The sequence below is a fragment of the Bacteroides sp. HMSC067B03 genome (genome assembly GCF_001811315.1).
GTDB classification, from domain to species: Bacteria; Bacteroidota; Bacteroidia; order Bacteroidales; family Bacteroidaceae; genus Bacteroides; species Bacteroides faecis.
The window spans coordinates 107,612-130,406 of record NZ_KV804357.1; the positions used below are offsets into that span (position 1 = coordinate 107,612).

At 42.3% G+C, this 22,795-nt stretch carries 18 protein-coding genes, 2 tRNA genes and 1 pseudogene; 8 read left to right on the forward strand and 13 right to left on the reverse strand.

Annotated features, from left to right (window positions below):
• Positions 1–62 precede the first annotated feature (62 nt).
• A tRNA-Gly gene (locus HMPREF2794_RS12335) sits at positions 63–135 on the forward strand.
• 14 nt (positions 136–149) lie between these two features.
• Positions 150–233: transfer RNA gene (locus tag HMPREF2794_RS12340), tRNA-Leu, on the forward strand.
• A 44-nt stretch (positions 234–277) separates the two neighbouring features.
• Here the strand turns inward: HMPREF2794_RS12340 and HMPREF2794_RS12345 are convergent.
• Entirely contained in the window at positions 278–661 is a 384-nt protein-coding gene (locus HMPREF2794_RS12345) for an MmcQ/YjbR family DNA-binding protein (protein WP_070751605.1), read from the reverse strand.
• A gap of 152 nt (positions 662–813) precedes the next feature.
• On the opposite strand from HMPREF2794_RS12345, the pseudogene HMPREF2794_RS12350 reads away from it, so the two are divergent.
• The 4 genes and pseudogenes from HMPREF2794_RS12350 to HMPREF2794_RS12365 all read left to right on the forward strand — a co-directional run bounded on the left by HMPREF2794_RS12350 (position 814) and on the right by HMPREF2794_RS12365 (position 6,937).
• Positions 814–2,294, forward strand: a pseudogene (locus tag HMPREF2794_RS12350) (DUF3943 domain-containing protein).
• 250 nt (positions 2,295–2,544) lie between these two features.
• Complete coding sequence (locus tag HMPREF2794_RS12355) at positions 2,545–4,062, forward strand: PCMD domain-containing protein (protein WP_081030780.1); 1,518 nt, start codon at positions 2,545–2,547, stop codon at positions 4,060–4,062.
• Positions 4,063–4,322: 260 nt separating this feature from the next.
• A complete protein-coding gene (locus HMPREF2794_RS12360) occupies positions 4,323–6,254 on the forward strand; it encodes a PCMD domain-containing protein (protein WP_083312069.1) in 1,932 nt (643 codons plus the stop codon).
• 155 nt (positions 6,255–6,409) lie between these two features.
• The gene (locus HMPREF2794_RS12365; protein WP_070751607.1) at positions 6,410–6,937 is read left to right on the forward strand and encodes a calycin-like domain-containing protein; all 528 of its coding nucleotides are present in this window, start codon (positions 6,410–6,412) and stop codon (positions 6,935–6,937) included.
• Positions 6,938–7,301: 364 nt separating this feature from the next.
• Here the strand turns inward: HMPREF2794_RS12365 and HMPREF2794_RS12370 are convergent, their stop codons facing one another.
• From HMPREF2794_RS12370 to HMPREF2794_RS12380, 3 genes are all read right to left on the reverse strand, one after another.
• The gene (locus tag HMPREF2794_RS12370) at positions 7,302–8,090 is read right to left on the reverse strand and encodes a porin family protein (RefSeq protein WP_070751637.1); all 789 of its coding nucleotides are present in this window, start codon (positions 8,088–8,090) and stop codon (positions 7,302–7,304) included.
• Between the two features lie 22 nt (positions 8,091–8,112).
• Entirely contained in the window at positions 8,113–9,270 is a 1,158-nt protein-coding gene (locus HMPREF2794_RS12375; RefSeq protein WP_070751608.1) for a PCMD domain-containing protein, read from the reverse strand.
• Positions 9,271–9,605: 335 nt separating this feature from the next.
• Positions 9,606–11,696: a BT4734/BF3469 family protein gene (locus HMPREF2794_RS12380; protein ID WP_010536398.1), complete on the reverse strand. Its 2,091-nt coding sequence runs from the start codon at positions 11,694–11,696 to the stop codon at positions 9,606–9,608.
• Between the two features lie 881 nt (positions 11,697–12,577).
• On the opposite strand from HMPREF2794_RS12380, the gene HMPREF2794_RS12390 reads away from it, so the two are divergent.
• Positions 12,578–13,036 carry a hypothetical protein gene (locus HMPREF2794_RS12390; RefSeq protein WP_055269157.1) on the forward strand — a complete coding sequence of 153 codons (459 nt, stop codon included), beginning with the start codon at positions 12,578–12,580 and terminating at the stop codon, positions 13,034–13,036.
• A gap of 72 nt (positions 13,037–13,108) precedes the next feature.
• Here HMPREF2794_RS12390 and HMPREF2794_RS12395 read toward each other — a convergent pair whose 3' ends face one another.
• The 9 genes from HMPREF2794_RS12395 to HMPREF2794_RS12435 form a co-directional block, all read right to left on the reverse strand.
• Positions 13,109–13,309: a DUF2007-related protein gene (locus HMPREF2794_RS12395; protein ID WP_055269177.1), complete on the reverse strand. Its 201-nt coding sequence runs from the start codon at positions 13,307–13,309 to the stop codon at positions 13,109–13,111.
• Positions 13,310–13,524: 215 nt separating this feature from the next.
• Positions 13,525–15,180, reverse strand: coding sequence for an AMP-binding protein (locus HMPREF2794_RS12400; protein ID WP_010536402.1), 1,656 nt, complete (start codon positions 15,178–15,180; stop codon positions 13,525–13,527).
• 7 nt (positions 15,181–15,187) lie between these two features.
• Positions 15,188–15,742 carry a helix-turn-helix domain-containing protein gene (locus HMPREF2794_RS12405; protein WP_010536403.1) on the reverse strand — a complete coding sequence of 185 codons (555 nt, stop codon included), beginning with the start codon at positions 15,740–15,742 and terminating at the stop codon, positions 15,188–15,190.
• 38 nt (positions 15,743–15,780) lie between these two features.
• On the reverse strand, positions 15,781–16,554 hold the full coding sequence (gene proC / locus HMPREF2794_RS12410; RefSeq protein WP_010536404.1) for a pyrroline-5-carboxylate reductase: 774 nt from the start codon (positions 16,552–16,554) through the stop codon (positions 15,781–15,783).
• A 135-nt stretch (positions 16,555–16,689) separates the two neighbouring features.
• A complete protein-coding gene (locus tag HMPREF2794_RS12415) occupies positions 16,690–17,811 on the reverse strand; it encodes an aspartate aminotransferase family protein (protein ID WP_010536405.1) in 1,122 nt (373 codons plus the stop codon).
• A gap of 13 nt (positions 17,812–17,824) precedes the next feature.
• A complete protein-coding gene (gene argC, locus HMPREF2794_RS12420) occupies positions 17,825–18,793 on the reverse strand; it encodes an N-acetyl-gamma-glutamyl-phosphate reductase (RefSeq protein WP_010536406.1) in 969 nt (322 codons plus the stop codon).
• The gene (locus tag HMPREF2794_RS12425) at positions 18,790–19,998 is read right to left on the reverse strand and encodes an argininosuccinate synthase (RefSeq protein WP_010536407.1); all 1,209 of its coding nucleotides are present in this window, start codon (positions 19,996–19,998) and stop codon (positions 18,790–18,792) included. Before HMPREF2794_RS12425 ends, argC begins: the two co-directional genes overlap by 4 nt.
• Positions 19,999–20,011: 13 nt before the next feature.
• Positions 20,012–20,590, reverse strand: coding sequence for a GNAT family N-acetyltransferase (locus HMPREF2794_RS12430; protein WP_008762698.1), 579 nt, complete (start codon positions 20,588–20,590; stop codon positions 20,012–20,014).
• Between the two features lie 25 nt (positions 20,591–20,615).
• The gene (locus HMPREF2794_RS12435) at positions 20,616–21,089 is read right to left on the reverse strand and encodes an arginine repressor (protein WP_008762699.1); all 474 of its coding nucleotides are present in this window, start codon (positions 21,087–21,089) and stop codon (positions 20,616–20,618) included.
• Positions 21,090–21,322: 233 nt separating this feature from the next.
• Here HMPREF2794_RS12435 and rhaB point away from each other — a divergent pair, with 233 nt between their 5' ends.
• Positions 21,323–22,780, forward strand: coding sequence for a rhamnulokinase (rhaB, locus tag HMPREF2794_RS12440; protein WP_022301692.1), 1,458 nt, complete (start codon positions 21,323–21,325; stop codon positions 22,778–22,780).
• The last annotated feature ends 15 nt before the right edge of the window (positions 22,781–22,795 follow it).

Consider the following 22,795-nt stretch of genomic DNA (forward strand, 5'->3'; position numbering starts at 1 on the left):
TTTTTGTGTGAAAGTTTGGCAGAAACAAGTAAACTCCTTATCTTTGCACCCGTTGAAAAAACGCGGAAATAGCTCAGTTGGTAGAGCATAACCTTGCCAAGGTTAGGGTCGCGAGTTCGAGTCTCGTTTTCCGCTCTCTTTGAAAGGATGCTCGAATGGTGGAATGGTAGACACGAAGGACTTAAAATCCTTTGGCCATTGCGGCTGTGCGGGTTCAAGTCCCGCTTCGAGTACGAGTATTCTTTATTGCCTGTAGATCCTTGATTTACAGGCTTTTTTATTCTTTGGCTGCTGAGACAATCTCCTCCCGTACTTTCTTTGGCAAGCCTTTCACAACGATATCATAAGATTTCTGTACCAGTTCCCGTATCTTCTCGTCCGGAACGTCCTGATTGAAGTAGGCACTGATCCAATATTTCTTATTCATGTGCCATCCCGGCTTTATGCCCAGATACGCAGCCTGTAATTCCAGTGATTCGGTCGGATTACATTTAATACAGCAGAAGTCGAATATTTCGATGTTTACAAAGCAGAACCATTTATCTGCTACATAAAAACAGAGTACGTCGCGGCTATATGGGTCGGGTACATCGGTAAACGGCATCCTCTCATGGACGCCATTGAGTGATAAGCAGTATTCTCTGAACTCTTCAATATTCATTTTGGCATTTTTTTAAAGGATGGTGTAAAGATACAAATTGTATGTTTAACGGGAGAAACCTCATTGGTCAAAAAAAGAATAATATTGTCCGATTAGAGGGAATCTTCCTGTCATAAGATATAAAACTCGACTTTTTTATCTATGTTTGTGGCATGAAGAAGTCAGTATTTTTCCTGTTTATATCTTTGATATTTACTAGTTTAGCCTATCCTCAACTGGCTATACGACATCAGATTGCTAGCCCAAAGGCAGCTGATTCACTGGATATTTTCTATTATTCTCAAAAGAGAGGAATCCGTGCGGGAGCGATGGCGTTTGGCGTCAATATGGGCGTCTGGGCTTTCGACCGCTACATCCGGAAAGCGGATTTTGCTTATATCGATATGCATACAATCAAGGAAAATATTAAGCATGGTTTTGTCTGGGATAATGATGCCATGGGTACAAATATGTTCATGCATCCTTATCATGGCAGTCTGTATTTCAATGCCGCCCGCTCGAATGGATATAATTACTGGCAGTCAGGCTTGTATGCTTTCGGCGGGAGTTTCATGTGGGAGATGTTTATGGAGTGTGAATATCCTTCTGCCAACGATATCATAGCGACACCGATTGGCGGAATGGCATTGGGCGAAGTGTTCTATAGAACTTCCGATCTTATTCTCGATGACCGGAAGACCGGTGCTTCCCGTTTTGGGCTGGAATTTGCCTCGTTTGTGGTTTCTCCTATGCGTGGTCTTACCCGTATTATCAACGGAGATGCCTGGAAAAGACGCTTAACATCGGGCAAGCAATTTGGTGTGCCCGATGTTAGTGTGGATATTTCTATGGGAGTGCGTGCGCTTGAATTGGAAGATGAAATCTTTGATAAGGGTGTCGGGTTTGCCACCGAACTGGATGTAGAATATGGAGATCGTTTTGATGCGGATGACAGGAAGCCGTATGATTATTTCTCTGTGAAGGCAAAATTGAATGTGCAGAAGTCGCAACCGATATTGGGACAGTTGAATATTGTGGGACGGCTGGCAGGCAGAGAACTGGTCGATAATAAAAAGCACTATCTGAGTTTGGGGCTTTATCAGCATTTTGACTACTATGATTCGGACACCATATCGAGCGTTTCGGCAAAAACTCCTTATAAGTTTTGTACGCCGGCTTCGTTTGGTGCCGGATTTATCTATAAGCGTAAACTGCTTAAACGTTGGGATATAGACGGATATGCTCATCTGAATGGGATTCTTCTCGGAGGTGCTCTCAGTGATTATTACAGGGTGGAGGAGCGCAATTATAACCTGGCAAGCGGTATAGTACGAAAGTCGGGTTTAATTTCATCTATAAGAAAGATAAGTTTTCGGCATCTACTACTTACGATGTCTATCATATGTTTACCTGGAAAGGATATCCTAACAATATGGATTGGGAAAATTATAATCCGAAAACGCTGAATGCACAAGGAGACCGTTCAACGGCAATTCTTCATGCCACCGGGTTACGCTTGGATGTCAAGCTACGAAAAGGAGTGTATCTGACCGGAGCTTATATGAATTATACGCGGACTACGCGATATAAACATTATGATAATGTCTTTTCCAGCACGTCAGAAGGGTGTCTTATGTTGACCTGCAAATTATAATATGCTTTGGATTTTGTATGAAAAAAAAGATGTTCTTTTATGTGGTAGCAATCTTCCGTTTTTTCTTCTTACTTATGAATGGAATATTGATATTGGGACTAATAATTCTGCGTATTTATAATATCATTATTTAATATATTAAGAATGGAACATATAATGCCAAGAATGGCACTTGTGATGGTTAATTTAAATCTTTTACTTTGCATGATTTTATGTGATAAAAAAGAATTAATAATTAACTATGAAGATTATGAAGAAAAGATTGTTGTATTTGTTCATGCTTATTTGTTCAGTAAGTCTATTCACAAGTTGTGGTGACGACGATGATGACGTGAAATATCCGGTTGACAGTGAACTTGCAGGTGCATATAAGGGAACAATGGATGTATATTATGTGGGTGTATCTACTCCTATTACTTCTGATATGGTTCAGAAAGTTTATATTTCAAAGGCTTCGGATACTGCTGTTAAGCTGGAATTGAAGAACTTTACTATTACCGTTGCGGGTTCCGAACTTCTCATTGGTGATATTACTGTCGATAATTGTGCTTTGACAAAAAGCGGTGACACTTATAAGTTTGCTGGTAATCAAACATTGAGTCTTGTTGTGGGTTCATGCAATACATCCGTTTCGGGTACAGTTGGTAAGAATGCTGTTGAAATGGTAATTGATGTAGATGTAGAAGGCGGAATGAAGGTGAAGGTTAACTATAAAGGAACTAAACTGTCAGGAAGTGAAAACTCAGAGGCAAAAATAACAGGTTTTACTATCGACAATGAGGTTGTGACAGTAGCACCGATTATCGACGAAGAAAAGAGTGTTATTACATTTAAGGTAAATGACGAAGCTACTGCTGATGATTTGAAGGCATTGGTGCCTGTTGTCACTGTATCAGAAAAGGCTACTGTAACTCCGGCAAGTGGTGTTCCGCAGGATTTCTCCGGTGGAAAAAGCGTTGTCTATACAGTGGTTTCAGAAGACGGGACCTCAAGAAAATATACAGTTTCTATCGAAGGTGTTCAGAATATCATGAGATATTCTTTGGATGAATGGTCAGAATTTGATGCAGGCAGCAGTTATGATAACTATTGGACTCCGGAACCTGCCGGATTCTTAGCTACTTCTAATGGTGGTGCTAAAATGCTGAATGGATCATCTTCAGCTGTCAAAGTTGGCTATCCTGTGATGAAAGAAACTGAAGGTTTCAATGGTGGAGCTGCCAAATTGGTAACATTGGATTCCAGAGGACATGCTTTAGGTAGTTTGGCACCTATTACTTCCGGTTCTTTATTTACAGGAGTATTCAGTCTTAATATGCTTGCGCCTTTAAAATCTACGAAGTTTGGTATTGCTTATGACAAGGAGCCTAAATTATTTAAAGGTGTATATAAATATAAAGCCGGAACTAATTATATCGATGGTTCTAAAAAACCGGTAGAGGAAGGTCTTGATGTCGTAGATGAGTGCTCTATTGCTGCGGTATTGTATGAGGCTAAAGATGCCAGTGGCAAAGATGTGACTCTCACGGGAGTAGACATCAATACTTCAGAATATCGTGTAGCAGAAGCTCGTTTGAAAGATGGTACGGACAAAGAAGCATGGACTGCTTTTGAACTTACTTTTGAATACTTCCCTGATAAAGTTTATGATAGTACTAAAGAGTATAAACTGGCTATCGTTTGTTCTTCAAGCAAGGAAGGTGATAAGTTTAGAGGAGCTGCTAATAGTACGTTGATCGTTGATGAACTGGAGGTCGTTGGCGAATAATGAAATAAGCTTCCTTTAAAATAGGATATAGTATAGAATATAGAATAGGCTGGACTCAATTATGGGTTCAGCCTATTTGATTTGTATACTTCAATCTGAATATTAAAACTTAGAAAGCCTCCAAAATATGAGAAAGAGCTTCTAGTATCTTAAAAATAGATCATAAAATACAAAGAATGGACCTTGTAGTAGTTAAAATAAAGATGTTACTTTGCATCCGATTTTGTGATAAAATGGAGTAATAACTAAATTAGAGAATTATGAAGAAAAATTTACTGTTTTTATTGATGCTCATTTGCTCAATGAGTTTATTTACAGCTTGTAATGATGATGATGATAATGGCAAGGGAGAGGAGACTCCATTAGCCCAGCAGATAGCAGGGACATATAGTGGTAATTTAGAAGTGTCTTTGGATGGAACTGATTTGGGAACTTCTAAACAGCATATATATGTTAAAGATGCTGGAAATGTTGTTTCAGTTGAATTAAAAGATTTTTCTATTCAGTTGGAAGCTGATAAAGACCCTTTTAATGTAGAAGATATCACATTCTCTAATGTACCTGTGGAGGATGTTGAAGGAATCGTTCAATTTAAGGAAACAAAGGTAACTATTAATCATGCAACTTTAGGTGAATTACAGGCTACATTGGTTGGTACAGAAGTATCGAATAAAATAGACCTGGATATTACTGTGTATGCATCCACATTGAAGAAGAATATAAAAGTTCTTTTTACTGGTGATAAGATTAACTCAGAACCAAAAGACTTTGCTGGTGAAATTGCATCTTGGTATAGTCGTGAAGATTTGAAACTAACTGGTATTGAAATTGATCCTGAATTGCTACAATCATCGGTAAAAGGTATTTCTATCGTTCGTGCAGGGTATAATAAGATTGGCATAGCATCGACAGTATTTTACTTTGTTGGTGATAAAGGAAAATATTTGGAAATAAAGTCAATGGATATACAAAAGACACAGAATGGTATTGAACTTTTAGAGGCTACAGCAGTAAGTAAATATGATAAAAAAGTCAATTTCGTAGTTTCAGGTGCTATAGTCGATAATCAGTTGACTTTAAATGTGACAATGTCTGATGGTACTGACAAAGCAGAATATGTATTTACCGGATCATATAAACGTACTGATGCTGCTATTGTAAAGATGACAATTAATAGTGATGTTGTTGTTTTGCAGCCAGAAATTAGTGAAGTAAGTAGTAACAAAGCTAAGATTGTTATTTATAAAAAGGCAGGTACAAGCGATGAACAATTATCGCTGGTTCCAGAGTTTGAGATTTCTTCAGGTGCTACTTTGTATTATAAAAATGAACCTTATGTTAAAGGTACAGCAATAGACTTTTCAAAAGAGCAAGAGTTTAAAGTGACAGCAGAAAGTGGACAGACGTCTGTTACATATACTGTAAATACTGCTGAACTGGTACAGGATTTCTCATTTGCTTCTAATTTTGATGGGAAATGGGAGCAGAAAACATCAATGGGAATATCATTTGATGAACCAGGAGCAGGATGGGCTACTTCTAATGAAGGGGTTGCTTATATAAAGGGGATGTTTCCAAATCTTTATGCTCCCGAGAAAACAAATGCAGTGGTTGTATCGGAAGATGGTAAGACAGGAAAAGCAGCTCGATTAGAATCATTAGATACGACAGGAATGGATGCTTGGATTACTTCTGTTCCTAAAGTCACTTCCGGTTCTGTATTTTCGGGAACGTTTGTTGTAGATCCAATTAATACTTTAAAAAGTACAAAATTTGGTTATCCTTGTTTCAAAAAGCCTGTTGCTTTCAAAGGCTCTTATAAGTTTACTGCTGGAGCAACATATTATACTTGTCCTGATCCTTCTAAGGCTCACATCTTTGAAAAAGATGATACGAAAAAAGATTTGCCTGCTATGAATGCTGTATTGTACGAGGTAAACAACTATGCTTTCGACTTCTTGGACGGTACAAATTTATTGACTTCTGATAAAATTGTTGCAATTGCTTCAGTAGATGGTAAAGAACAGGCTGAATATACTGACTTTAGTGTGGACTTTAAGTTTAGTAAGAGTTTTGACCCTGCTAAAAAATATAAACTTGCCATCGTTTGCTCTTCAAGTAAAGATGGAGACAAGTTTAGTGGTGCTCCGGGCAGTGTGCTTTATGTGGATGATTTAGAAGTTACTTTTTAATATATTAGATCTTTTCTCTTAGAATAAATAAGTTATTCTAGGAGAAAAGATTGCATAATATAAAGACTAAATCTTGTTAATATGAAAATAATGCAGTTACTTTACTGTACTTTTGGATATTGAAAAGGTTTTTATTTACTAAATGTTTGAAAATTATGAAGAAGAATTTATTGTATTTGTTTATACTGATTTGTTCAGTTAGTTTGTTTACTTCTTGTGGTGACGATGATGAAAACGATGATAACAAGGCAAATGTAGCTGGTACTTATGCTGGAAATCTAGGAGTTACTATCAACGGTCAAGGACCGATATCTTCGTCGCAGAATATTGAACTGACTAGTCCGACTGAAGGTAAGATTAATTTCTTATTGAAGAACTTTATTCTTCAGGCAGGTGCTAGTGGTGAAGCTGGTCAGGTTATGCCTATTGGAAATATTAAAATTACTGATATTGATTTAGTAGGCAGTAATGGTAACTATACGTTTACTAAAAAAGTAGATAAACTTAAAATTGAAGCTGGTGATCAGGCTGGCATTGATCAATGGATGGGACCTGGATTGTCAGAAGCAGGTATTCCTGTAACTTTGAAGGGTACAATAACAGGAAATGATATTAAGTTAGATATTGATATTCCTTTCTCTGTACTGAAAATAGTAGTTCAGTTCTCTGGTACTAAGAAGTAATTTCTGAATATGAGGTATATTTGTATAGTATCTATACAAGGTATATAAAAACGGGATTCTTTCATGAATCCCGTTTTCTTGTTTGTATAAAATGCTTGAAAACTGTGCGAGTAGTCTTATTTCCATAAATCCTCAATATTTGTAGGAGTGCCGCTACTATTCTTTGCTTCTTCGTCACCTTTTCGAATAATGTCTATCATAGCAGGAGATTGCATAATATATTCTAGAATTATATTCCTTCAAGGAAGAAATAACTACACTTGCATTCCCCGAATGATGAACGATAAATGTTCACTGTCTTTAATAACTTCATCAAGATAACTTGAGGTTATTTTCTTGGCTCAGAATAATTTGTAATTCTTCATTAAAACGCATATCCGAACCCTATATTCAGGTAAATAGGATACATAGCAAAAGAGATCGTATCAAAATCCTTCTTGAAGATATCATTCAGTCCCCATGTCAGATCAGCATATACATTTAAATGTTTGAATGCTCTCCATTCACCGCCTAATTGCATTCCCCATTGAAATTTGCGCAGATTATCGGAGAAATCGTATGTAGCAATACTTTCGCCTTCGAAGTTTACTCTTGATCCGGTTTCGTTCGGGCTACGCAAGTGCCCTTCGTATACATGGCCAGAGAAGTTACGTTCGATCAGATAGGAAACATATGGTCCTGCGGAAACTTTCCAACGACTGCTGATTTTATAATTAGCCAATACGGGAACAGTGAGGTATGAGTTTTTGACTTTCGTTTTTACTCCACCTGTCCACAGACCTTTTAGTTCACCACCGTTTGTATTGAAAATCTTCATACCGTAGTTTTTTACGGTAGCTTCTGTAGTCATATTTTTATTTTCCAGTCTTATGCCTACTGTCATTCCCCATTTCTTTTGTTCATCAAACCATTTGGTGGCATTTCCTTCAATCGAAATTGCCATACTGGGTGCATAACTGTCAATGCTTCGTATTTCTTTGGGCAGTGGGAGCGGTGCAGTACCACCAATGCTGAATCCTGCTTTTATGCTATATTCCCATCCATGCAAATAGGAGTATATGATGCCTTGGTTTCTTTCACTTTGTGCATTTGCCACCTGTGATAAGGATAGGATGAGGCAAGTGATGCAGAATATTTTATAGATTGTTTTCATTTTCATATGAGTTGATTAATTATTATTGCTGTTCTGAAGACGTCAATTTTACTTCATCAATATAAAGAGTACTTCCTACTGCTCCTTCAAATTTAGCTCCGTCTACACTAGAGGAGAATACAATAGCCAGTTTATATTTTCCCTCCAGCAGCTTGCCGGGATCGATTGTTTTTCCTTGCAATAATTCGAAATTAAGCGTGAAGGGTGCCCAAGAATCGACTTCAGGCCAATAGGTGCCTGCCGCTTTTCTTGCTAACATCACAATGTTAGGAGAAGTCAAAGCGTTAGAACCGTCAAGGAAACTGACGTTATCATCCGTTTCGTACAGCACTCCATAAATATCGCAATGGTCTTGTCTGTCTGATACTATTTCTCCACCGACGCTGAATTGTGTACCGGCTTTGTATTTATACCATCCTTCCAGTTTTTCCGGATAGTAGAAGAAAGGAAAACCAAAATGAGTGGAGCCCATTACGTCATTAAGTGCATTATTCTTGTCAAACGATCCAATAAATAAGTTGCCGGCTGCGAGATGCATTCCTACCATTGCTCCGAAACTTCCGGTGCTCTTTGTTTCCAGTTTCACGCATTTGCCACCACTGCTACTGGTATATCCTCCGCTTACTTGTACGGTAGGATATTCATTCGGATTTTTTGCCATTGCCGTCAGATTGTATCCGGGATTTCCACTTGCCCATTCCATACGGCGGATGACGTATTTTCCATCTGTTCCTTCATTGTTATCCCGTTCATAGAATACATGGAAAGGATTCTCCGAACTTAGTTTCTCGAAATGATATGTGTCGGGCATTTCAGTCTGCCAAAGTGTAATTTCATAAGTTGATTCAAAAGCTTTATCTTCCGAAGTAACTTTGAACTTTCTTGGATTTTCATTTTTAAAATTGTACAAAGCGCTAGCCGCATTATCACCGCTTTGTGGAGTGGTGGGGGCAATAGTCGCTCCTGCAGGAAGCTGGAAATTAATATTTACATTTGCCAGTTCAGCAGCTTTGGAAACGTATAATTGAATGGTAAAGTTCTCAGAATCAATAGTTGCTTGTTGCACATCATCACCTGTACAGGCATCAATGGCTGCTTCTGAGTTTAGCGCTTCATCCTGTATACAGGAAGATGCTGCACATGCAAGTATGAAACAGGCTATTAAAGTCTTAATTTTCATGCGGTTTAATCTTTTTAGTTACTAATTCAGTCTCTTTTTATAAAACTCGGGTGCAAAGTTAAGTTTCTTTTTGAAATCTAGCGCTCTGTTAGTGAGGGAATTCAATAAAATTAGAGCCTTTTATAAAAATAATGTGGGCTAAGGTTAGAAAAAGACCTTTCGCAGCAGGGCGTTCAATATCTTATTCATAGTGATTAAAACCGATGTTTTATTGTCATCTGTCAGCTTTTAGTAGGCAAACTATTATAAATAAGATAATTATCTCCTGACAATACCCCCTGATAATACGGCTGACAATAACAATTGTCCATTCTATTGTCAGCCGTATCATGCTGTTATTCCAGTTTGACTACTTGATAAAGAGTCCCTTTGTAAGTATGCTTGGAGGGTATACCGCATTTTTGCAGAAGTCTTCCAAAGTGATATACTTTGCTGGAAGACAGGGGTATGCTACTCTTTTTCTGCAAGTAGTTGAGTATTTCCATTGGTGACAGATATTCTCCCTCGCCTTCCTTTTGGGCTCCTTTGAAGTATTGGTGGAATAATTGAAGAATAGCAGGAGTTTGCTCAAATTCGCGGTTGTTTTCCGTCATGATTTTTTCGTCTTCGCTGTCGAACCAGTAGCGTTCGCCGTGATAAATCTCATGCATTGCCTGTGCGTAGAGTTGCTCATAGTCTATCGGTTGGGTGGTGTCAATGACTCCTGTCACTTCGACGCAGATAAAACGACGGCTTCCTGAAGGATCAGTCAGCAGGTCTTTTTGGTTGCTCGTGCCGATAAAGGAGGCATACCGCTGTAATTCCTGTACCAAACTGCCGTGGGGCTTTCGCAAGTTGACTACAGGTTTCTGGAGGATATGCTTTAAAAATCCCTGTTGAGTAAGAGTCACCTGATCAAACTCATCGATGTTGATCAGAGCAAAGCGGTTCAGATATAGTTCTGCATCCCGTTTACGGCTGAAATCAATGCTGTCTGTGTAGTAGGCGCGAAGTGCGGGTGGTATAAGCTCCCGGCAAAATGTAGATTTATGGGTTCCTTGCATGCCTACCAATAGAGGAGATGTGCTATTAGCGTGTTTCTGACCTATTCCACGCCAGTGAGCCACCATATTCAGAAACCAACGGTGGAAAAGCATTCCCCAATAAGGATTTTTGCAAGGCACTCTGCTTGCCAGTGCCAGAATGTGGTCTTTTCCGTCCCAACGGGGCAGGCTGAACATAAATTCCTCCAAAGGATTGTAGACAGGTACCCGGTTCGAATGCAGATAGCGGTCTATATCCCTGTCCCACACTGCGATCCCTTCGGATTGGGCATCGAGCATGATACTGTTCTGTGCCCGTTTGTCAATGGCGCTGAAGTTGAAACGGAAGGAGACGCGTTCGCGGTATTCCACTTCTCCGATCTGCGTATTGTGCCGGAACTCATAGCGGCGTTCCATAAACTCTTCCATTTGCAGGTTAAGGCGTTGTTCTTTAGTCAGACAGTCTTTCCGGTTGAATCCTTTGCATTCCTGATATACATTTTTGATCATTTCGCGCAGCAGCATGGCATCGTTTAACTTGTAGAAGCGGGTGAGAGTGCGCCGTGTCACTTCTTCTTGCGGTATTCCCGAATGAAAACAGTTTTCCGCCAGACGGACGACTAATGCCTGAGGATCGTCATTCCAATGCCATTCCACTTCCAGTTCTTCGAATGTCTTTCGCACAGCGGCTTCGTATAGCAATGCTATCGCATCTTGCGTGGCATATCCCGGTACAGTGCGGTTGAGGGGAGAACTTTCGGCAATCGTCTTTTCCCTGTATGTCGTTTCGCCGGGCATGCTGACGGGCTGTGATAAATAGAATGGGACAGGATCGGGACGATAAAACAGGTCGGGATCATAGCTGAGGCGTGAGTATTGTTCAAGTTTCGGTTCTTTCAGCAGAAGGTTGAAGGGGATTTGCGGCTGATAACATTTAATGGCGAGTCGGTAAGCGTGCGCCTGAAATATTTCAGCTTCTTCCGCTGTCTGGGGTAACTTACCGTCCGGACGGGTGAAGCGAGTCCAGATTTTGACGCTTTTATCGCTCGAACCAGCAAAAGCCAGCATGGTTTGTGGTAGTTCCGCTGCTTTTCGTTTTACCAGGGCTATTTCTGCTTTTCCTGCCAGCGGACCGACCGTTAATTCTACGATACCATTGTAAGTTTTCATTTTCTTCACACCGTTTACGCGTCCGAAGACTGCGGCAGGAATTATTCTGGGCAATTTGTGGGCAGCTGAGCAAGGTTCACCGGGTAAGACAAAATGCAGGGCTTCGCGTAGGCCGGATACCGGACGGAGTTTAGTCTCTTTCTTCATTTTCTCTATCAGTAGGTTGATATCCATCACGCTTAACGCTTCCGTATCTCCGTTTTCTCTGCTCTCCCTGATTTGTGTAATCTTCATTTTTCTATTTTGATTTTTCTTGATTTAATTTTGTTTGTATCAGGCATCGAAGGTACGGATAATATGCCGGTGAAACAAGCGTTTGCGCTTTTATTATTGAGAAATTTCGCGCGGTCTTTATCTTTTACAATAGTGCGGTCTGAAGGGCAGGGAAAGTATAGCGGACGAGGAGTAGAAGGTATGCTTTGCTTGTGCCACGCCTTTGGCATGCTTGTGCCACGCCTTTGGCACGACTGTGCCATCGCAGTGGCACAACTGTGCCAAGCGCTTTGCACAACCATTTCAGAGGTTTGGCACAATCGTTTCCGTAGGTGGCACAACCGTTCTGTTAGCTTGTCACAAACCATATGGATACTTGAACGGGAAACAACGAAAGGAGAGATGTTGGTGACAGTGTGAAATGAAGGCTCTTCTCTTGTGCGCACAAAAGAGTAGATTCTTACTCCTTGCAGTCGTCTGAATGACATAGCTGACCATTTCTCATTGGTATTCGTCTGAATGACAGAACCAAGTGATAGCAAAAAATATATTGATACGCTTTAATGTGAGGTATATCGGAAATTTCCCTCACTCCATATGCTTGACAGTAAAATGGTACTATTGCTATTGTCAGCTTATTGTCAGGGCTTATTATCATGAGGTAATCTGTTTATTATAAGACTGTTATATGTGAAAAGCTGACAGATGACAATAGAAATCTATATTTAATCATTATGTAGATAATACGAATTGTGATATACGAATTAATGCATAAATGTGCGGAAATGAAGAATGATGAAGAGAAATGATAATTGAAAATAAAAAAGAACACTTAATCAGTTACAATGAAAACAATTATTCTTATATTTACAGAGTATTGTTAACCCAAGGACCCAAAAGAAATGAAAACTAAAAAGGGATTACTTAGACAAACTGGGCAATTAGTAGCTTTTGTTGCCATTGTTTTATGCAGTTTCACGCTATCTGCATGCGGTGATGATGATGACGACGACATTACTGCTCAGTCCATTGTCGGTAAATGGATATTAGAAAAAGGAGAATATGCAATGACCAACCCAATAACTGGGGAGGTCGTTCGGGGAACTTATAATAGGTGTCCGGATGGTAGACAAGTTTACTATCATTTTAATGAAAAAGGTGTTTGCACCTATACAGAAGCAAATTCTGATTATGGACCGAGATTAACCGAATATGTTTATGATCACGAACAACAGCTCATAGCAGTAGGAATAAGTTTCTACCGAATCACTCAGCTCAGTTCCACACAATTAGTATGGGAAAAATTAGATGCTGCTGATGATGTTAATTATCTATTTAGGGAAACCTTTGTACGCGAATAAGACCGGAAACTGAAAAAGCCGGTCACGATCTCCTATCGTAACCGGTTTTTATCCTATATGTTAACCTAAGACCTATAAAACCTTTCTGCTATTAATCACACGCATTGCTGCGGTATAGTATTCGCACGGAACCGAAACGAGTATACCTTTCAATCCATTGTCTTTCATTGAAGCCTCGATATACGCTGCTTTCAGAAGACTCTTCACACTGGCCACCTCCCAGGGACTACCAGCAAAAACATTGACCTGAGAAATCTTTCTACTTGTAATCATATTCTTTTGTGTTTTGGTTTTTACTGTCGGCAAATATAAGAAGGGAAAATTATATATGAGAGCAATTTTGAGTCATAAAAGTATAGAAATGATGCATTGGTCTGATTTTAGCATAAATTGATCAGTTTGTAGTATTGGTACCAAAAGAAATCCTCCTTATGCTGTTTGAGAGAACAGATAAGGAGGATTTTATCGATGAGTCGGCTGTTTTTTGCTTATTTCTCGTCGTTCTTGCGAATCTCCACGCGGCGAATCTTACCGCTGATCGTCTTTGGCAGTTCGTCAACGAACTCAATCACACGCGGATATTTATAAGGTGCAGTCACTTTCTTAACATGGTTCTGCAATTCTTTGATCAATTCTTCTCCGGCGCGTGCTTTATAGTCTTTAGACAATACGATAGTTGCTTTCACTACCTGTCCGCGAATCTCGTCGGGCACTCCGGTAATAGCACATTCTATCACGGCAGGGTGTGTCATCAAAGCGCTTTCTACTTCGAAAGGACCGATGCGGTAACCGGAACTCTTGATTACATCGTCTGCGCGTCCTACAAACCACAAATAGCCGTCTTCGTCTTTCCATGCAACGTCACCTGTGTAGTAAATGCCGTCATGCCAGGCTTCGTGTGTACGTTCCGCGTCGCGATAGTATTCTTTGAAGAGTCCGAGAGGTTTGCCTTTGCTGGTGCGGATTACGATCTGACCTTGTTCTCCCGCTTCTACAGAGCGGCCTTCGTTGTCTATCAGGTCCACGTCATATTGTGGATTGGGCAATCCCATACTTCCCGGTTTCGGTTCCATCCAAGGCATGGTAGCTACTGTCAATGTCGTCTCAGTCTGTCCGAAGCCTTCCATCAGCTTGATGCCTGTCAGTTTCTTGAAAGTCTCGAATACGGCAGGGTTCAGAGCTTCTCCGGCGATGGTGCAATACCGCAATGAGGACAGATCATATTTGGTCAGATCTTCATGAATAAGGAAACGGAAGATAGTAGGAGGTGCACAGAGTGAAGTCACCTGATACTCTTGTATCTTTTCCAGAATAGCTGCGGGGGTGAACTTCTCATGGTCGTAAACGAAGATGTTTGCTCCGGCAATCCACTGTCCGTAGAGTTTGCCCCATACTGCTTTTCCCCAACCGGTATCGGCGATGGTGAGATGGAGACTGTTCTCGTCCAGATTGTGCCAGAAGCTACCGGTAACGATATGACCTAACGGATAGGTAAAGTCATGCGCTACCATTTTAGGTTCACCGGTAGTACCGGAGGTGAAGTACATCAGTGAGATGTCATCATTCGTATTGGCATGTCTCGGACGGACGAATGGAGCAGCGTTCTCGATGCCCTGATGGAAATCTTCGAATCCTTCCGGAACTTCCGGACCTACACTGACTAACTTTTCTACGCTCGGACACTCAGGAAGAGCATCTTTGATGTGTTGCAATACGATTCCTTCACCGGCAGCTACAATCATTTTGATGTCGGCGGCGTTGCAGCGGTAGATGATATCTTTCTTTGTCAGCAGGTGGGTTGCAGGAATAACTGTGGCTCCCAGCTTATGCAAGGCGATGGTGCTGTACCAGAACTCGTAGCGGCGTTTCAGAATCAGCATCACCATATCTCCGCGACCGATGCCGAGGCTCTGGAAGTAAGAAGCCGTCATGTCCGTATAGCGTTTCATGTCGGCGAAAGAGAACTGGCGGCTTTCGCCCCGGTCATTGGTCCAGAGTAAGGCATTCTTGTCGGGTTGTTCGGCTGCCCAGGCATCTACTACATCGTAACCGAAGTTGAAGTTCTCCGGAACATTTATTTTCAGGTTCTTGATAAAATCCTCTTGTGAGGCAAAGTTAGTCTTTGCTAAAAATCTTTCTACCATAATGTTATTACATAATTACTGCCAGAAAACGTACCGTTTTGCCATCGAGCGCTTTCATGCCATGTGGAAGTTTTGAGTTGAAATAGATACTGTCACCTTGGTTCAGGATAATTTCCTTACCTTCAATGTTGATAAGCATACGCCCTTCGAGCACAAGATTAAACTCTTGTCCGTTGTGGTGGTTGTAATGAATAGGCTCGTCGTCTCCTTTGGGTTCGACAGTAACGATGAACGGATCGGCTGTGCGATTCATAAAACCGGCTGCCAGTGATTGGTATTTGTAGGCTCTGGTGCGTTCGATGCTCGTGCCTTTGCCGGCACGGGTGACAAAGTAACTGCTCATTTTCGGTTCTTCGCCAAACATCAGTGCATCCAGTGCAATGTTATAGGTGCGGGCTATCTTTTGTAACATGCTGACGGAAATGTCGTAATCTCCTGTCTCTGCGAGCCGGTATTCCTCGGCAGATATGTCACAGTCGCGGGCGATGTCTTCAGACGTTAGTTCCAGTACGTCACGTAATCCGCGAAGACGCTCTGCGATTTGTTTAATTTGATCATTCATACAAGTGGTTATTTTTTATAATTAATAATTTTGCGGTATTATTTGGATGCCTTCATCGCCTTGATAACGGCGGAAGTAAATCCGTTGTGCTCCAGTTCGTTGATTCCTTTGATGGTGATTCCGCCCGGAGTGGTCACCTTGTCTATTTCCACGCTGGGATGAGTATCATTATTCAGAATTAATGCGGCGGCTCCTTTGACAGACTGGGCTACCATCTCCATGGCATCTTTAGGACGGATGCCCATTTCGATACCGGCTTGCATGGCAGCCTGGATGTATTTCAATACATAAGCGATGCCGCAGGAAGTCAGTGCCGTGGTAGCTGCTATCTTTTCTTCGGGGATGAGCATAGACATTCCCATTTCATTGAACAGCCGGAGCATGAACTGGTTTTGCTCATCGTTTGTGTTGCGTGCTGCGATAAGCGTCATGCTTTCCAGTTCGCTGATGGCAGTGTTGGGGATGAGGCGGAACATCGGCATTTCGGGTGCTATCACAAAGTGTGCAAGCTCTTCAAAGCTAATGCCGGCTGCTACAGAGACGAGAGTTTGTCTGCTCTTTAGCTTCAGCTCACGCATCACCGGTTCCATGAACCATGGCTTGACCGCCAAAATGACAATATCTGCTCCTGCAGCAGCTTCTGCGTTATTCTGAGTTGTGGAGATGCCCGGAAATTCTTCTTTCAGCTTTTCCAGTTTGCCTGCGCTGGGATTGGATACAATGATATCTGAGTCTGCTATCAGACTTCCTTTTGCCAGGCCGCGGGCTATAGAACCACCCATGTTTCCTGCACCGATAATAGCTATTTTCATATGCGCTTATTTTTTATGGATTCTTACAGACAAAGGTAACGGTAAATTGCGAAAAAACAAAAAGCAGCCCGGATAAGAAAAATATTTCTGTATGAGGCTGCTTTTTTGTCGGCTGTTTATTAATCAAATGAGCGATCAGAGTACTCTCTTGAAGCGGGCAAGGAATTCGTCCGCTTCCTCCATGCTGAGGCAGAGAGGGGGTAACAGACGAAGTACGTTTGTACCGCTTGCTCCCGTAAATACATGCTCATCATAGATGAGGCGGCTGCGCAGTTCTTTGATCGGTTCTTCAAATTCGAGTCCGATCATCAACCCGCGTCCGCGTACTTCTTTGATTTGCGGAAATTTCTTGAGTTCTTCCAGCAGGTAATTACCGACTTTAGCGGCATTTTCCACCAGATGGTCCTGTTCAATCACATCCATTACGGCAAGAGCTGCCGAGCATGCCAGGTGATTTCCTCCGAATGTAGTTCCCAATTGTCCGTAGACGGGTTTGAACATCGGACTGATCAGTACACCTGCCATCGGGAATCCGTTACCGATACCTTTGGCTACAGTGATAATATCCGGCTGGATATGATTGTATTGGTGAGCAAAGAATTTACCGCTGCGACCGTATCCGCTCTGTATTTCGTCCAGAATCAGGATCGTTCCGGTTTCGGTACAAGCGTTGCGAAGTTCCTGCATGAATTCGGTAGTCGGTATTTTGATACCGCCCACTCCTTGTATTCCTTCGATGATAACAGCGCATACGTCTCCTTTTGCCAGTTCCTGTTTCATCGCCTCGATATCATTCAAGGGAAGATAGGTCACATGTCCGTTGTTATTGATCGGAGCAATGATGGAAGGATTGTTCGTAGCCTCTACTGCCAACGAAGTACGTCCGTGGAAAGCCTTGCTGAAGGACACTACTTTGGTACGTCCGTTATAGAAAGAAGCCAGCTTCAGCGCATTCTCATTGGCTTCGGCTCCGCTGTTGATCAGAAACAGGGAATAGTCTTCGTAACCGGAGATTTTTCCCAGTCGTTCCGCTACCTGTTGTTGCAGCTTATTGATCACCGAATTTGAATAGAAACCAAGGGTTGCTACCTGATTGCTGATCATCTCCACATAGTGGGGATGCGCATGTCCGATGGAAATGACGGCATGACCTCCGTAAAGGTCCAGATATTCCGTACCATTCTCATCCCATACCTTACAGCCTTGTCCTTTGACTATATTGATGTTATATAAAGGATATACGTCGAATAATTTCATAATTCTTCTGTTTTTAGAAAGCGGAAGGTTTCAGCCGTAATCCTACGGTTTCTTCCAGGTTGAACATCAGGTTCATGTTATGAACTGCCTGTCCGCTGGCGCCCTTCAGCAAGTTGTCGATGCAGGAGATAATCAATAGTTTGTCACCATGTTTCTCCAGGTGTATCAGACATTTATTTGTATTTACGACTTGTTTCAAGTCTATATTCTTATCTACGATATGAACGAAGGAGTCTTTGGCATAATATTCTTCGTACATGCGAATGATCTCTTCGAGTGCTACTTTGGTTTTCACGACAAGAGTGGCAAAGATGCCGCGTGGGAAATCGCCCCGATAAGGGATAAAGTCGATCTCTGAATCGAAGCTGTTTTGCAGCTGTTTCAGTGATTGCTTGATTTCCGGCACATGCTGATGATCGAATGCCTTGTAGATGCTGATGTTATTGTTACGCCAGCTGAAATGACTGGTAGCACCGGGTTTCACGCCGGCACCGGTACTTCCGGTGATAGCATTAACTGAAACATCGTCTGTTAACATCAGATTCTTGGCCAGCGGAAGCAAACCTAGCTGGATGCAGGTGGCAAAACAACCGGGATTGGCTACATGCTTCGCCGTACAGGTAGCACGGCGGTTCAGTTCCGGCAGACCATAGATGAAATCATGATCGTCACTCTTGATACGATAATCCATCGAGAGGTCGATGATCTTCAAATCTTCCGGCACGTTGTGGCTTTCCATAAATTTCTTCGTGTCGCCGTGGGCAGTACAGAAGAAAAGCACGTCGATAGCGTCCAGGGGTAACTGGTCGGTAAATCTCAGGTCTGTTTCTCCGTATAGTCCTTCGTGTACGTCGGTAATTTTGTTTCCGGCATTACTGCTGCTGTTGATAAATACGATTTCAGTTTCCGGATGGTTGAGCAGCAGACGGATTAATTCGCCTGCTGTATATCCTGCGCCACCAATGATTCCTGCTTTAATCATATCTCTTCGTCTTTATGGTTATTGTAGTAAACACGTAGCGGAGTAGAAGTCACCTTAATAAAGCCTTTCGCATCTTCGGCTGTCCAGCCTTTCTGCATCTCGCCATATTCGCCAAACTTCGTTTTCACGAGGTCATCTTCCGATTCTACGCCAACGGTAGAGAAAGAAAGCGGACGGAGTTCGAGGATTGCCGTACCGTTAACGTTACGTTGGCTTTCCTGAAGCATAGCTTCGATATCACGCATTACCGGTTCGAGATACTGGCTTTCGTGGAGGAACATTCCGTACCAGTTGGCTACCTGATCTTTCCAGTATTGCTGCCATTTGCTCAATGTGTATTTCTCGAGGAAGCGGTGGGCACCGATAATCAACATCGGAGCTGCTGCTTCGAAACCTACACGGCCTTTGATACCGATAATCGTATCGCCTACGTGCATATCGCGTCCGATACCGTATGCCGCACCGATTTCTTCTACTTTTTGTATCGCTTTGATCGGATCGTCGAATGTTTCGTCGTTGACAGCTTTCAGTTCTCCCTTTTCGAAAGTGAGACGGAGTTGTTCGCTGCCTTCTTTTTCCACATGTTTCAGATAGGCTGTTTCCGGTAATCCCTGTGCGGAGTCGAGGATTTCGCCACCACAGATGGATGTACCCCACAAACCTACGTTATAAGAGTATTTCAGCTTGGTAAAGTCTGCACTGAAACCATGTTTGTTCAGATAGTCGATTTCTTCCTGACGGCTCAATGCCATATCACGGGTCAGCGTGATGATTTCTACATTCGGAGCCAGTACAAGGAAAGTCATGTCAAAACGAATCTGGTCGTTACCTGCTCCGGTAGAACCGTGGGCAATGGCATCCGCACCGATTTCGTTGGCATAACGTGCGATGGCCAACGCCTGGAAGATACGTTCCGAGCTGACGGAGATCGGGTAAGTACCATTACGCAGCACATTTCCGAAAACCATATATTTCAGACTCTTTTCGTAGTATTCCTGAGTAACGTCCAATGTTACATATTTCACTGCTCCCAGTTTGTAGGCGTTTTCTTCGTTTGTCTTCAGCTGTTCTTCGCTGAAACCGCCCGTATTGGCACAAGCTGCATATACTTCGTAACCTTTTTCTTTAGCGAGGTACATGACGGTGAACGATGTGTCCAGTCCGCCGCTGAATGCCACCACTACTTTTTTTTTCTTTTCTTCCATAGTGCTGTATATATTAAATGTTATTTCTTTCTTGTTCTTTTTTTATGTTCCGCGGGTCTGTCGGATCGTACAGCATGGCTGTGCAGATGCAGAACTTACGGTTTTTAGCCACCAGTATATCGTGGTTGGTGCAGCCTTCGCATCCTTTCCAGAAAGCCTCGTCGTCTGTCAGTTCATTGAAAGTGACGGGGACATATCCTAGTTCGGTGTTCATTTTCATCACTGCGGCTCCGGATGTCAGACTGAAAATCTTAGCTTTCGGCCATCGGAGACGTGCCAGTTGGAAAGATGCTTGTTTGATGCGCTTTGCCAATCCTAATCCGCGAAAATCGGGATGTACAATCAGACCGGAGGTTGCTACGTATTGCTTGTTTCCCCATGATTCGATATAGGTGAAACCTGCGAATGTGTCGCCACAGAGCGCGATTATTGCTTTGCCCTCTTTCATTTTAGTCGCTACGTATTCGTGTGTGCGCTCTGCGATTCCGGTTCCTCGTACGGCAGCAGCATTTCTGATAGTTTCCAAAATAGTGTCAACGTAAACCTCATGTGAGGCGTCGGCTACCATAACATCTATTTGTTGAGTGTCCATTTCTTTATATATAATATAGGTATAGTTATTCGATATTCGGAATGATGAGCGACAAAAGCTGACGTACTTTGCTTGTGGCTACTCCTTCACGCAGAACCAGCATGATGGTATCGTCACCGGCAATGGTTCCCAGAATCTCGCTGAACTCATTGTTGTCGATATCATAAGCCATGCTGCTGGCGTAACCGGGACGGGTACGGATAACAGCTATATTGCCGGAAAACTGTAGGGAGATAAATCCATTGTTGCGCAACATCTCACCGGCACTCTGGTCAGTGGAACGTTTATACATGATGTTATTCGGCAATACATATACATACTTACCGTTCATACTTGCAGCTTTGGCTACTTTCAGTTGTTTCAAGTCGCGGGAGAGGGTGGCTTGTGTCAGTTCGAAGCCTTCACGGTTCAGCTCTTGCAGCAGTTCTTCCTGCGAGCCTACCTCCTTGCTTGAGATAATCATTTTGATGGCGTCTAACCGATTTGCTTTCTTCTTCATTGCATAATTATTCTAAGAATGGCGCAAAATTATGCATTATTTCGGAAAAAACATGCATAAATCATGCTTTTTTTGCATAAAAAGTAAAATTTATACTGATGTAAGGTTTGGCTATGCAGATTTGTGTCAAAATGCACATCCTTTCTATCAAAATGTGTAAGGAAAAGGAGGAAGGAACCGCCTATCTTTGCAATGTAGGTAAATGGATACCTTAAATATATAGACAAAATACCATGAAACAGAACTTTTTTGCAGTCGACCTGGGCGCAACAAGCGGCCGTACAATCTTAGGCTCTTTTATTGAAGGCGGATTAAATCTGGAGGAGATTAATCGTTTTCCTAACCACTTGATCGAGGTGGGTGGACATTTCTATTGGGATATTTATGCATTATACCGTCACATTATCGACGGATTGAAATTGGTAGCTCACCGTGGCGAATCTATTGCTTCTATCGGTATAGATACATGGGGAGTAGATTTCGTCCTCCTTGGAAAAGACGGAAACCTGCTTCGCCAGCCTTATGCATATCGTGATCCGCATACGGTAGGAGCACCGGAAGCCTTTTTCTCTCGTATCTCCCGTAGCGAGGTATATGGTAAAACTGGTATTCAGGTAATGAATTTTAATTCACTTTTCCAATTAGATACTTTGCGTCGCAATCATGACAGTGCATTGGAGGCAGCAGACAAAGTTCTGTTTATGCCGGATGCGTTGAGCTATATGCTGACCGGGAAGATGGTAACTGAATATACCATTGCTTCCACTGCCCAATTAGTGAATGCACATACGCAACGTCTGGAACCGGAGTTGCTGAAAGCAGTCGGACTGAAAGAAGAGAATTTCGGTCGTTTTGTCTTCCCGGGTGAGAAGATAGGAACATTGACTGAAGAAGTGCAAAAGATAACAGGATTGGGGGCAATTCCTGTGATTGCGGTGGCCGGACATGATACCGGATCTGCTGTAGCAGCTGTTCCCGCACTTGATCGTAATTTCGCATATTTGAGTAGCGGTACTTGGTCGCTGATGGGGGTGGAAACAGATGCGCCGGTGATTACTGCTGAAACAGAGGCTTTGAATTTTACGAATGAAGGTGGCGTAGAAGGCACAATTCGCCTTTTGAAGAATATTTGTGGAATGTGGTTGCTGGAACGTTGCCGTCTGAATTGGGGAGATACAAGCTATCCGGAATTAATTACCGAAGCGGATTCGTGTGAACCATTCCGTAGTTTAATCAATCCGGATGACGACTGTTTTGCAAATCCTGCGGATATGGAACAGGCTATTCGTGAATATTGCCGGACTACTGGGCAGCCGGTTCCTGAGCAACGTGGACAAATAGTACGTTGTATCTTTGAGAGTCTGGCTTTGCGTTACCGTCAGGTGTTGGAGAACTTGCGTGCGCTTTCTCCTCGTCCTATCGAAACTCTGCATGTGATCGGTGGCGGTAGCCGTAATGACTTGTTGAATCAGTTCACTGCCAATGCTATCGGCATTCCGGTTGTGGCAGGACCGTCTGAGGCTACAGCTATCGGTAATGTCATGATTCAGGCAATGACGGTGGGAGAGGCGACGGATGTTGCCGGTATGCGTCAGTTGATAAGCCGTTCAATTCCGTTGAAGACTTATCACCCACAGGATATGGCAGCCTGGGATGCGGCTTATATCCATTTTAAAAACTGCGTTCGATAAATTCCGGAGAATCAA

Excerpts from the sequence above, each read along its gene's own strand:
- argC (WP_010536406.1), bottom strand. The coding sequence starts at position 18,793 with ATGATTAAAGCAGGAATCATTGGTGGCGCAGGATATACAGCAGGCGAA.
- HMPREF2794_RS12370 (WP_070751637.1), bottom strand. The coding sequence starts at position 8,090 with ATGAAAACAATCTATAAAATATTCTGCATCACTTGCCTCATCCTATCC.
- HMPREF2794_RS12360 (WP_083312069.1), top strand. The coding sequence starts at position 4,323 with ATGAAGAAAAATTTACTGTTTTTATTGATGCTCATTTGCTCAATGAGT.
- HMPREF2794_RS12380 (WP_010536398.1), bottom strand. The coding sequence starts at position 11,696 with ATGAAGATTACACAAATCAGGGAGAGCAGAGAAAACGGAGATACGGAA.
- HMPREF2794_RS12365 (WP_070751607.1), top strand. The coding sequence starts at position 6,410 with ATGAAGAAGAATTTATTGTATTTGTTTATACTGATTTGTTCAGTTAGT.
- HMPREF2794_RS12425 (WP_010536407.1), bottom strand. The coding sequence starts at position 19,998 with ATGGAAGAAAAGAAAAAAAAAGTAGTGGTGGCATTCAGCGGCGGACTG.
- HMPREF2794_RS12430 (WP_008762698.1), bottom strand. The coding sequence starts at position 20,590 with ATGGACACTCAACAAATAGATGTTATGGTAGCCGACGCCTCACATGAG.
- HMPREF2794_RS12375 (WP_070751608.1), bottom strand. The coding sequence starts at position 9,270 with ATGAAAATTAAGACTTTAATAGCCTGTTTCATACTTGCATGTGCAGCA.
- HMPREF2794_RS12355 (WP_081030780.1), top strand. The coding sequence starts at position 2,545 with ATGAAGAAAAGATTGTTGTATTTGTTCATGCTTATTTGTTCAGTAAGT.
- HMPREF2794_RS12400 (WP_010536402.1), bottom strand. The coding sequence starts at position 15,180 with ATGGTAGAAAGATTTTTAGCAAAGACTAACTTTGCCTCACAAGAGGAT.
- HMPREF2794_RS12415 (WP_010536405.1), bottom strand. The coding sequence starts at position 17,811 with ATGAAATTATTCGACGTATATCCTTTATATAACATCAATATAGTCAAA.
- HMPREF2794_RS12390 (WP_055269157.1), top strand. The coding sequence starts at position 12,578 with ATGAAAACTAAAAAGGGATTACTTAGACAAACTGGGCAATTAGTAGCT.
- rhaB (WP_022301692.1), top strand. The coding sequence starts at position 21,323 with ATGAAACAGAACTTTTTTGCAGTCGACCTGGGCGCAACAAGCGGCCGT.
- HMPREF2794_RS12345 (WP_070751605.1), bottom strand. The coding sequence starts at position 661 with ATGAATATTGAAGAGTTCAGAGAATACTGCTTATCACTCAATGGCGTC.
- HMPREF2794_RS12435 (WP_008762699.1), bottom strand. The coding sequence starts at position 21,089 with ATGAAGAAGAAAGCAAATCGGTTAGACGCCATCAAAATGATTATCTCA.
- proC (WP_010536404.1), bottom strand. The coding sequence starts at position 16,554 with ATGAAAATAGCTATTATCGGTGCAGGAAACATGGGTGGTTCTATAGCC.
- HMPREF2794_RS12405 (WP_010536403.1), bottom strand. The coding sequence starts at position 15,742 with ATGAATGATCAAATTAAACAAATCGCAGAGCGTCTTCGCGGATTACGT.
- HMPREF2794_RS12395 (WP_055269177.1), bottom strand. The coding sequence starts at position 13,309 with ATGATTACAAGTAGAAAGATTTCTCAGGTCAATGTTTTTGCTGGTAGT.